The organism is Phocaeicola sp. RTP21359st1_B8_RTP21360_211022 (assembly GCF_040911965.1).
GTDB lineage: Bacteria > Bacteroidota > Bacteroidia > Bacteroidales > Bacteroidaceae > Phocaeicola > Phocaeicola vulgatus.
On sequence record NZ_JBDFXP010000012.1, the window covers coordinates 57,280 to 69,537 of the forward strand.

The window sequence follows — 12,258 nt, forward strand, 5'->3', positions numbered from 1 at the left end:
TCTCACTAGCGGAGAGGTACAGGAATCATCACATATTAACATGGATTACATCAAATTTATTGATTGTCAAAATGAATAATCCGTGTTAATATGTGAGAATGTACACTATTATACATGAAGTTCCAGTATAAACCGAGTTCCTTTTTTATAATCAGTGTCCAAAGTCAGTGTACCATTTAATTTATAAGCGATAAGGCTGCAAGTAGGCAACCCTAGTCCGTTTCCTTGCGTTAAATCGCGTATTTCTGCAAATGGCTTGAACAGTTTTTCACGTGCTTCAACCGGAATTCCCGTTCCCGTATCAGTTAGTATGAATTGATGTGTATGGGCGCTTCGTTTTTTGAATTCCAGTGAAATCTTACCACTTTTCGTATATTCTGCCGCATTGTTCAATAAATGGTTTAATATACGTTCCAATTCTTCTGCATTTGTCTTAATATTTACACGTGGAACATTTACCACTGCTTCTACTCCGGATTTGAAGTTTATTTTCGCTTTTTCCATAATACTTTCACACAATGTATTTATGTTCAGTTCCTTTAGCGGATAATGTTCTTCACGTGTTTCTTCCAATGAAATATACGTCTGGATAGCTGTCATCAGTTCTTTCAGTGCCTTGATGTTTTCATGTAATATTGGGGTGGATATTGTTTCCTTTGTTGCTTCATCTATTGTATTCAGACTTGGTTCAATTTGGGCGCTGATATTACCGATAAATTTAGACTTCTGCTCATTGTTTTCATTCGCTATCTGTAGGCTATGTTTCAATTTCTTTACTTGGCGGATATGTTTAAATAACAGGGTAGCTAAGAATAATAATCCGGCAGCCAATATGGCGGATAACACACATAGTGCAATGATAATAATTAGATTTGTGGTAATCTTGTCTTCTTTTTCCTGCAAAGTCTTTTGACTGGTTTCATATTTTTGTTGCAGTGTGTTTAGTTCATTGGCTGTTTTTACTGCTTTTATGGAATCTTGCCATGAAGTATAAAGTTTTCTCATTGCAATAGCCAATGGGGCATTATTATTCTGTTCGGCATATCCCAACATGTCTTTATAGCATTGGTCTATTCCTTTTTCGTCTTTACCGGCAGAGCGCTTTTGGAATAAGGTGTTGTAACATTCCAAGCTTTTGTCTGTCATACCGAAAGTTTGATAATAATTGGCTTCCGTCATTAGAAGCTCTTCTTGTAAAGAGTCTGATTTTAATTGGTCTGTATAGGAATGAAGTTGTTTCAATAGTATCTTGCATTGTTCTGTATTTTTTAGATTCGTATACATACGCAGGCGTTCTTTACCCACCATGAAACGTAATTTGTATTCGGGTGATTTTTTTTCTTGCTCATTATAATAAATCAATGCATCCATTTGTCGGCAAGTGGCAAAGGCTTCTTTATATTGCCTGTTTTGAGTAAAGAGCGTACTTATCCGTATTCCCTCTTCTACCGCTTTATTTATTTGCTTTTGTTCGGCATACTGAGTGAATTTTGCCCACTTTGTATTTAACTCTTGAATATTGACATCTGCCGGTTTGGCTGTAGTTTGTCCTTGCCCTGCAGCACAACAAAAGGCAAGTGCTAATGTTAGAAGAATTTTTTTCATTATTGAAACAGGTTTTCTGCAAATATAACCTTTTTTTAAGCAAAAAGTTTAGGGAAGTGCAACTTTTTTTCAGCTTCTAGCGTCTAAACAGTAAAACAATAACTTTTAAGCAGGACAGGCCATCTTGTAAAAAGAATAAAATCATAATATTTAAAATGAGAAAAATAGTAATGATAGCCATACTGGTAGTCAGTATGGTACAAGGAGTTTTTGCCCAACAAATAATTATAAAGGGCACTGTGAAAGACGCGACAAGCAAAAAGGCAGCAGAATATGTTAATGTAGTTTTACAAACAGCAGATTCGGTTTTTGTTGGAGGGACTACTACGAATGGTAAAGGCGATTTCTTGCTGAATAAGGTTTATGCAGGCAATTATTTATTGGCACTATCCTGTGTGGGGTATCGTACGCAATTCATTGTATTAGACGGAATTAAACAGAATATAAATTTAGGGGAAATTTTGTTGGAAGATGATGCTGTGGCTATGGAAGGTGTAACAGTTAGTGCTTCCGGACAGATCAGTCATTCGGATCGTAAGTTGATTTTTCCTTCTGAACGGCAAATGAAGGTTTCGACAAATGGAGTCAATCTGTTGCAACAGATGATGCTTCCCCGTATTCAGATAAATCCTATGAATAATGAGATAGGAGTGTTAGGGGGAGGAGAACTTCAGCTTCGTATTAATGGAGCGAAAGCAGAAGTTGAAGAGATTAAGGCATTACAGCCATCAGACATTATTCGAATAGAGTATCATGACAATCCAGGTTTACGTTATGGTAATGCTGAGGTAGTGCTTGATTATATTGTCCGCCGTCCGGAAACGGGGGGAAACTTTGGAGTGGATTTGTCTCAGGGGATGAATGCCATGTGGGGAGAATATAATGTTTTTGGAAAAGTGAACCATAAGAAGTCGGAGTTTGGCGTTTCGTATTACATGGGACCTCGCGATTTCTATGGTATGTACCGGGATAATGAAGAGGAATTCCATTTGGCGGACGGAACGACATTACATCGTATAGAAGAAGGTGAACCGGGGCACGGATCTATGTTTATGAATAATTTAAGTATGAATTATAATTTGCAGCAGACCGAAAATTCATTGTTCAGTGCTACTTTTCGTTTGAGAAGTAATAGCCAGCCGCATTGGAATTATCAAGGAGTATTGACTAATGTTGCCGATTCTGATGATAAGGTGGATATGATAGACCGTACTAAAGAAAGTTGGTCTCGTCCTTCGTTGGATCTTTATTATCAACAGGGATTGAAAAATAAGCAACTTTTGGTATTCAATGTGGTCGGTACTTATAATAAGGAAAAATCACGCCGTTTGTATCAAGAAAGTTTGCAGGATGAGTTGTTGACTGATATTAATAATAATGTATTGGGAGATAAATATTCTCTGATTGGGGAGGCTGTTTATGAGAAGCAATTTTCTAAAGGAAATTCCTTGAGTTTCGGTTTGCGCCATACTCAGTCTTTTGCCAATAATGAATACCGTAACGGTCATTATTATGAAACGGATATGAATCAAGGGGATACATATGTTTATGGTGAATATAGAGGAAAGGTGAAAAAATTGGACTACAGATTGGGGGTAGGCGTTACTCGTTCTTATTATAAACAAAGTGGTGATGATTCGTATGAGAATTATAGTTTTAATCCCCGTTTGGTACTGCATTATGCATTACCGGGAAATTCATTTGTTCGTTGGAAATCCGATATCAGTAATGCTTCGCCGTCATTGGGGGATTTAAGTGCTGTAGAACAGATTGTGGATTCGTTGCAAATCAGACGAGGCAATCCGAACTTGAAAGCCTATTTGCGTTATCACACAGAGTTGACATACGAATGGCAGAAAGGTATATTTTATTCTAATCTTTGGGGAGCGTATGATTATCAGCCGAATGCCATTATGGACGAGAAGTATCAGGACGGTGACAAGATTGTACAGACATGGGACAATCAAAAGGATTGGCAGAAATTATCGGGGCGTCTGACTTTGCGTGTCGGTCCTATTAAGGATATGCTACAGTTCTCGTTTACCGGTGGAGTAAACCATTATATGAGTCATGGTAATACATATTCTCATACTTATACAAACTGGTATTGTAATGCTGAAGCATCCTTTAATTACAAGCAGTTCTCTCTTTACTGGCAGATGAATACTAACTGGAATAATTTCTGGGGGGAAACCTTGTCGGGGGGAGAGAATATTCAGGTATTGATGATGTATTACACGCATAAGAATTTGCGTGTGGGGCTAGGCGCTTTCAATCCGTTTACGGATAATTATAAGCAACAGACTGAGAACTGGAATAAATATGCTTCTTATAAAAAAACGAATTATGTGAAGGAGAGCTCACAAATGTTTTTGGCAAGTGTTTCTTATAATTTCTCGTTTGGCCGTAAGTTTAAGACAGGTCAACGGAGGGTGAATAATAGTGATAACGATTCCGGAGTGATGAGTACCGGAAAATAAACAAGATAATCATTTGAATGAGCTTAAGTTCATGGGGCAAGTAAGTTAAGTAACTTGACTCACGAACATAAGTTGCTTGGCTTACGAAGTTAAGTTCATAAATTTACCGGAATAATAGATATATTACCCTTAACAAAATCATATATGAAAATGAAAAAAAACTTGATTGATTATGAACTCCTGTGGGAGAAAATTACGGATTACGCAAAGGCCACCGGTAGAACGACTGCTCGTCCTGTACTTCTATTATATTATGTATTGCGAAGCCCCGAAACTCCTTATTCGGATAAGATGTTGATTGTGGCGGCACTTTCGTATCTGGTATTGCCGATCGATTTGATTTCGGCTAAGCGGTTACCAATTATCGGCTGGATTGATGAAGCGGTATCTTTGGTTTATGCTTATAAAAAGGTGTGCCGCTATGTGACTCCTGAGATTGAATCAGAAGTGGATAATATATTGGAACGCTGGTTCCCGGAAGGAAAGTATGAGTTGATAGAAGAATAAATATTGTACTTGTCTTTGGGGAGTAAGGATGGGTAAATGGAGTATTTTAGGAATGGGCTTCGTCGAATTTCGGCGTGGCCCTTGCTGATTGTAGACAAAGGTAAATTGTAACTCTCCCCAAGGAACTTCATTTTGTCTGAGAATATGTGAGGTATGTAAAAGTGTTACAATATGTTTTGAGTCTTATTAATTCCCTATAATTCAATTATTAACATGACCTAAGTTCTCTTAGAACTTTATATTAAATATTGCTGCAAAGATATGAAAATATATTAAATATCAAAGAAATTGCAGATAAAATGTTGGATAATAAATAATTTTATTCTATTAAGCCTTACTTTTTGCTTGCCAAATCCAGCAAAACAACTCTTTTTGAGCGTTTTTATCTAAGTTCTAAGAGAACTTAGCATTTATGAACGTTAAATTAAAAAGTTTTTTTATGAAAAAGAGAGTTTTGTTTACGTTGGCTTGTCTATTCCTATGGACAGGTATGGCAATGGCTCAAGTATCCCGAATTACTGGAGTTGTAGTTTCGGCAGAAGACAATGAGCCGATTGTCGGAGCTTCGGTTCTTGTGAAAGGTACTACCCTTGGAACTATTACCGATATGAATGGCCGGTATAGTATAAACAATATTCCGGTCAATGCAAAATCTTTGGTAATATCGTTTGTCGGTATGAAAACACAAGAATTGGCTATAAAGGGTGGTGAGCAAAGAGTAGTGATGCAAAGTGATACGGAATTGATTGATGAGGTCGTTGTAGTGGCTTATGGTACACAGAAAAAATCATCTTTTACAGGAGCTGCTTCCACAGTAGGGGCCAAATCCATAGAGAAACGTGCTATCACTAATGTTACAGCTGCATTGGAAGGAAATGCTTCCGGAGTTCAGGTGACTGCTGCCACCGGACAACCTGGTGAATCTTCTTCTATCCGTATTCGTGGGTTTGGCTCAGTCAATGCATCCAATGCTCCTTTATATGTAGTGGACGGAACTATATACAATGGCAGCATAGGTGATATTAATCCTGCGGATATTGAGTCTATGACTATATTGAAAGATGCGGCATCTACTTCTTTGTATGGTTCAAGTGCGGGTAATGGTGTTATCTTGATTACTACTAAAAAAGGTAAAGAGTCAGGTGGAACAGGAGTAAACTTGACTATTAACCAAGGATGGTCAAACAGGGCTTATAAAGATTATAAAAAGGTGGGAATTTATGATTACTATCCTTTACAATGGGAGATGTTGAAGAATTCCTATATTACATCTGGTAAGGATGCTGCAACGGCGGCCTCATTGGCAACATCTAAAATTGGAAGTACGTTGAAATATAATCCTTTTGTTGGTGTCGCAGATGATGCCATTGTCGGAACTGATGGAAAACTGAATTCTTCTGCTGATGCATTGAAGTGGGGGGATGATTTGGATTGGGAAGATGCAGCTTTCAAGACCGGCTATCGTCAGGAATATAATTTGAGTTATAATACAAAAACAGAAAAAAGTGATACTTATGCTTCTGTTGGCTATTTAAATGATGATGGTTATATGATCAAGACTGACTTTGAACGTTATTCTGGTCGTTTGAATTATAATGTGTATCCTACTAAATGGTTCAAGACTGGTTTGAATTTGGGAGTAACGCGTACGGTATCCAATTATTCAACTTCAGATTCGGGAAATTCGAGTTCATATAGTAACCTTACCCGTTTTATTCGTACCATGGCTCCTATATATCCCGTTCATAAACATGATTTGGAAACCGGTGCTTATTTGGATGCTAATGGTAAGGCAACTACTGATCCGGGTGAATATATTTATGATTATGAAGGAACTCGCTTGTCGAATAATGGACGTGATGCGATAGCTGAAACAGAGTTCAATCAACGTGAACTGGTGCGTGTTAATCAGACTGGACATACTTATCTCACTTTGACTCCGGTTGAAGGGTTGAACCTTACAGCCAATTACTCTATCAATAATATTGATTATCGTCGTAAAGTCTATGAAAATCCTTATGTGGGCGATGGCACTGCCGGACCGGGTCGTTTGAACCAAATGTCTACCCGAACGCTGACTCAGACCTTCAATCAATTGATAACTTATAGCAAGTCTATCGGAAATCATAACTTTGACGTTCTTTTGGGACATGAAAACTATTCTTATAAGTATGAGTATTTATATGGCATGAAGACCCAGGAAACAGTTTCGGGCATGTATGAATTTGGTAATTTCGTAAATATCAGTTCACTTAGCTCCTATACGGACACCTATAAAAAGGAAGGTTACTTTGGCCGTATCAATTATGATTATGCGCATAAATACTACGCTTCACTTTCTTATCGCCATGATGGTTCCTCGCGTTTTGCAAAAGAGAACCGATGGGGGAATTTCTGGTCGTTCGGAGCAGGCTGGAGAATTAGTGAAGAGGCATTTATGAAGGATGTGAAATGGGTGAATAACTTGAAATTACGTGCTTCTTACGGTGAAACAGGTAATGATAATATATTGGATAGTGATGGTGATCCTGATTATTATCCTTATCAGACCTTATATGGTTTGGGATATAAGAATGGCTCAGAAGCTGGAGCCTACTTCACGGTGATAGCCAATCCCTCATTGAAATGGGAAACACAGATATCTACGGATATTGCTCTTGAATTTGGCTTGTTTGACCGTTTGACGGGTACTATTGAATATTTTAAGAAAGATTCCAAGGATTTGTTGTTTGATGTTTCCCAGCCTGCTTCTGTCGGAGTAACATCCATTATACAGAATATCGGTAAGGTTACTAATTCAGGAGTGGAAATAGAGTTGGATTATAATGCATTTAAAAATAAAGATTGGAGTGTATCAGTTGGGGCCAATGCTACTTTTGTGAAGAATAAGATCAAGAACCTGCCGGCTACAATGAAAGAAAATGGATATATCAGTGGCTCTAAAAAGTGGTTGGAAGGAAAGTCCATTTATGAATTCTGGCTTCGTCAATGGCATGGGGTAGACCCTCAGACCGGTGATGGTTTATATGTGGCTGATGTAAGTAAATATAATCAAGGGAATATCGGAACAGGGGATGGAAACATTACGCAGAGCCAGTTTGACGAGTATAAAAAAACAGTAGTGACTATTGATGGTAAGGAATTGACCAATTCGTATACTTATGCTAAATACGACTTCAGCGGTTCTTCTATTCCTGATGTGTATGGTGGGTTTAATGTCAGAGTTAGTTATAAGAACTTTGATTTGGCTGCTGTATTCTCTTACCAGTTGGGCGGTCAGATTCTGGATACTAATTATGCTACCATGATGAGTATGACTGAATTTGGTTATGCACAAAGTCCGGATTTGTTAAAAGCATGGAAACAGGCGGGGGATATTACTGAGGTTCCCCGTATAGACAATAGTGCGGCTCATACCACGAATATTGGTCAGTCTTATTCAACTCGTTGGCTTACCAGCTCGGATTATCTTAATTTAAGATCTGTCACTATTGGCTATCAGCTCCCAAAAACTTGGTTGAGCAAAGTGATGCTTAAGAGTGCCCGTTTGAATCTGACTGCGGAAAACTTGTTCATGTTGAAAGCCCGTCAGGGATTGAACCCGATGGCCAACTATTCCGGTGTGACTTATAATGAGTATATGCCGTCCCGTAATATCACGTTAGGGCTTAATGTTTCATTCTAAAAATAAAAGAATTATGAGATCAATTAAAAATATAACATTAGGATTAGCGACAGTTGGAGTAATGTCTCTATCTGGTTGTGCCGGTGATTATCTGGATACCATTCCGTCTACCTCTGTTTCAGAAACGACAATAAACACCTCGTTGGACAATCTTTATATAGCATTGAACGGAATTCATAAAGAGATGGTTTCTCAGGAAAGCGGATATCAGTGTCTGGGCGGTGAACCCGGTTTTATGATGTCACGTGATGCAGAGGCTGATGATATGAATTGGCAGACAAATACATGGATGAAGGCGGCCTATTTAGGATGGCAATGCAATATGAATGAAACGAATGGTTATAATTATAAGTTCTGGCAGATTTATTATCAATGGATTCTGAATGCCAATAAAATTTTGGCGGGTTTGGAGGAAGTTGAAATAACTAGCCAGGAATTGTTTGACCAGATAAAGGGAGAAGCTTTATGTATCCGTGCTTGGGCTCATTTTAATTTGGTCCAGCTTTATGCAAAACGTTATGAAGCCGGCAAGGATAATACACAGGATGGAATTCCTTATCGTGAAAAAGCTGTGGCCGAAGAGCAGGCACGTAATTCCGTAGAAGATGTTTATGCTAAAATCAATAATGATTTGGATGAGGCTTGTATACTTTTGAGTGGAATAAAAGTAAATGATGTCAATCATTATAGCGAGATGGTGGCATGGGGATTGAAGGCACGTGTAGCATTGGCCATGCAAGATTATAATAATGCGGCGGTTTATGCAGGGAAGTCTATTTCTTTAGCTGAAGCTGGTGGTCACCGGTTGATGACTGGCAGTCAGTTGAATTGTGGGTTTGCCAATATCACGACGGACACTAAAGAAGCGATGTATGCTGCAATGACTCCCGATGATAAGACTGTTTATTTTTATTCTTATTACGCATATATGTCATGGAACTTTAACTCCAGTGCCATTCGTCAGGGAGTGAAGTGCATAAATGTGGATGCTTATGAAACGATGTCTGAAACAGACTTACGGCGTGCGTGGTGGGATCCGACAGGGGAAGCATCTGTTCCATCATCAAGTTATGCAAAGAATGCTTATCAAAACCGTAAGTTTACTGCCCGTTCTACAGCCGATGCTGTAGGTGATGTCGCATTTATGCGTTTGGCAGAAATGTATCTCACCCAGGCCGAAGCATTGGTTCGTGCAGGAAAAGATAGTGAGGCGCAGACTGTGTTTACTAAATTCCAGATAACCCGCGATCCCTCTTATGTTTCAAAAGGAAATATCGGTGATGCTTTGGCAGAGGAAATTATGAATAGTCGCCGGGTGGAATTGTGGGGTGAAGGTTTTCGTTTTTATGATTTGAAACGTTTGCATTTGTCTATTAAGCGTGGATCAAATTTTGATATAGCTTTCTGTACTTTTCTTGAAAAGGATAAAGATGCACAAGGTTGGGTGTGGGAGATACCTAAAATTGAAACTGACTTTAATTCACTTTGTACGAAGAACTATTGATAATTCTCTCTAACACATAAATTTTCTCTTAAAGGAGGTGGGCAGAATTTTTCTTGAAAGTTTTGTACCACCTTTTTGCTTGACATAACCTTTGTTTTACAAGACCGATAGCTTTTCTGGTTTTCTTTTTGTATTACTAGGGTTGTCTAATATCAATTTTGTTGATGTTTTTGGGTAATTTAGAAGAAATGGATTTAATTTCTCCTTGGTCTATCGTTATAATCCATTGTCTTGAATAAAGTAAAGAACCTGTAAACACGAAATAAGTGTAAACAGATTCTTTACTATTGTTTAAAATGATAAACTATTCAGGTGAAAAAGCTTATTCCTCTTCGTCCAGTAAAATGTCCATAATCTGAACTGCTGCTTTGGCAACAGAGGTTCCGGGGCCGAAGATTGCTACAACACCTGCCTTGTATAAGAAGTCATAGTCTTGAGCGGGGATAACACCACCGGCGATGACCAAAATATCTTCACGACCTAATTTCTTTAATTCTTCAATAATCTGCGGGATCAGTGTCTTGTGTCCGGCAGCCAATGAAGAAACACCTACTACATGAACGTCGTTTTCCACTGCGTCACGAGCAGCTTCGGCAGGAGTTTGGAACAACGGTCCCATATCTACGTCGAAACCACAGTCGGCATAACCTGTTGCAACTACTTTTGCACCACGGTCGTGTCCGTCCTGTCCCATCTTGGCAATCATGATACGCGGACGGCGGCCTTCCTTCTTTGCAAATTCTTCGGTCAGTTCGCAAGCTCTTGCGAAGTCTGTATCCTTTTTACTTTCTGATGAGTACACGCCTGATATAGTTCTGATTACTGCTTTATAACGTCCTACAATTGTTTCACAAGCATCCGAAATCTCGCCCAAGGTAGCACGGACATGAGCTGCCTCTACAGCCAGTTCCAGCAAATTGCCTTTACCTGTCTTTACACATTCGGTGATGGCTGCCAAAGCTTTGTCTACTTCTGCTTGATTGCGGCCTTCTTTCAAACGCTTCAGATTTTCAATTTGTTCCAAACGTACAGCTGTATTGTCTACTTCAAGGATATCGATAGGATCCTCTTTTTCCAAACGATATTTGTTAGTGCCTACAATTGTCTGGGCACCGGAGTCGATACGGGCCTGAGTACGTGCCGCAGCTTCTTCAATACGCATTTTGGGTACTCCGGTTTCGATAGCTTTCGCCATACCGCCCAAGCTTTCAATTTCCTGAATATGTTCCCAAGCCTTGTGAGCCAGTTCGTTAGTTAAAGATTCTACATAGTAAGAACCACCCCATGGGTCCACGTTCTTGCAAACATATGTTTCTTCCTGAATATAAATCTGAGTATTACGTGCGATACGTGCAGAGAAGTCGGTGGGCAATGCAATTGCCTCATCCAATGCGTTGGTGTGCAGTGACTGGGTGTGTCCCAATGCTGCTGCCATAGCTTCAATACAAGTACGACCTACATTGTTGAACGGATCTTGCTCCGTCAATGACCAGCCCGAAGTCTGGGAATGGGTACGCAATGCCAGTGATTTCGGATTCTTCGGGTTGAACTGCTTGACAATTTTAGCCCACAGCATACGTGCCGCACGCATTTTGGCAATTTCCATAAAATGATTCATGCCGATAGCCCAGAAGAATGACAGACGCGGAGCGAATGCATCGATGTCTATACCTGCGGCTACTCCGGCCCGAAGATATTCCAAACCGTCAGCCAGTGTATAAGCCAATTCAATATCTGCTGTGGCACCTGCTTCCTGCATGTGGTAGCCCGAGATGGAGATGGAATTGAACTTAGGCATTTTTTGTGAGGTATATTCAAATATGTCAGAGATGATCTTCATGGAAAAGGCAGGTGGATAAATATAAGTGTTACGCACCATAAACTCTTTTAAGATATCATTCTGGATGGTTCCGGCCATTTCTTCCAATTTGGCTCCCTGTTCCAAACCTGCATTGATATAGAATGCCATGATGGGAAGTACGGCACCATTCATGGTCATGGAAACAGACATCTTGTTCAAAGGAATACCATCGAACAAAACTTTCATATTTTCCAATGAGCAAATAGACACGCCTGCCTTACCTACGTCACCTACTACACGTTCATGGTCGGGGTCATAGCCGCGGTGTGTCGGAAGGTCGAATGCGACAGACAAGCCTTTCTGGCCTGATGCCAAATTACGGCGATAGAATGCATTACTTTCTTCGGCAGTGGAGAAACCTGCGTATTGGCGGATAGTCCAAGGACGGAAAGTGTACATCATGGAGTACGGGCCGCGAAGATAAGGAGGAATACCTGCTACATAGTTCAAGTGCTCCATGCCTTCCAAATCTTCTTTAGTGTAAACAGGCTTCACATTGATGTGTTCCGGCGTTTTCCAGTCGGCGGTGATGCCATTTTCTTTTTGCCATTTCATACCATTCTGAGGTTGAAATCCGGCATATATATCTATATTTTTAAAATTCGGTTTCATTGTT

General features: G+C 39.5%; 6 protein-coding genes. 4 read left to right on the forward strand and 2 right to left on the reverse strand.

The window, feature by feature from the left end:
* Positions 1-108 precede the first annotated feature (108 nt).
* A complete protein-coding gene (locus AB5062_RS08185; protein WP_032952679.1) occupies positions 109-1,605 on the reverse strand; it encodes a HAMP domain-containing sensor histidine kinase in 1,497 nt (498 codons plus the stop codon).
* 155 nt (positions 1,606-1,760) lie between these two features.
* On the opposite strand from AB5062_RS08185, the gene AB5062_RS08190 reads away from it, so the two are divergent.
* From AB5062_RS08190 to AB5062_RS08205, 4 genes are all read left to right on the forward strand, one after another.
* Complete coding sequence (locus AB5062_RS08190) at positions 1,761-4,085, forward strand: TonB-dependent receptor (RefSeq protein WP_032952678.1); 2,325 nt, start codon at positions 1,761-1,763, stop codon at positions 4,083-4,085.
* Positions 4,086-4,229: 144 nt separating this feature from the next.
* A complete protein-coding gene (locus AB5062_RS08195) occupies positions 4,230-4,592 on the forward strand; it encodes a YkvA family protein (protein WP_080705336.1) in 363 nt (120 codons plus the stop codon).
* Positions 4,593-5,031: 439 nt separating this feature from the next.
* On the forward strand, positions 5,032-8,277 hold the full coding sequence (locus tag AB5062_RS08200) for a TonB-dependent receptor (protein ID WP_032952676.1): 3,246 nt from the start codon (positions 5,032-5,034) through the stop codon (positions 8,275-8,277).
* A 13-nt stretch (positions 8,278-8,290) separates the two neighbouring features.
* Positions 8,291-9,781 (forward strand): RagB/SusD family nutrient uptake outer membrane protein, encoded by a 1,491-nt coding sequence (locus tag AB5062_RS08205; protein WP_022508132.1) that lies wholly within the window; start codon positions 8,291-8,293, stop codon positions 9,779-9,781.
* A 322-nt stretch (positions 9,782-10,103) separates the two neighbouring features.
* On the opposite strand, the gene scpA is transcribed toward AB5062_RS08205, so the two are convergent.
* Positions 10,104-12,254, reverse strand: a complete 2,151-nt coding sequence (gene scpA, locus AB5062_RS08210) for a methylmalonyl-CoA mutase (protein WP_005852995.1) — start codon at positions 12,252-12,254, stop codon at positions 10,104-10,106.
* Positions 12,255-12,258 lie beyond the last annotated feature (4 nt).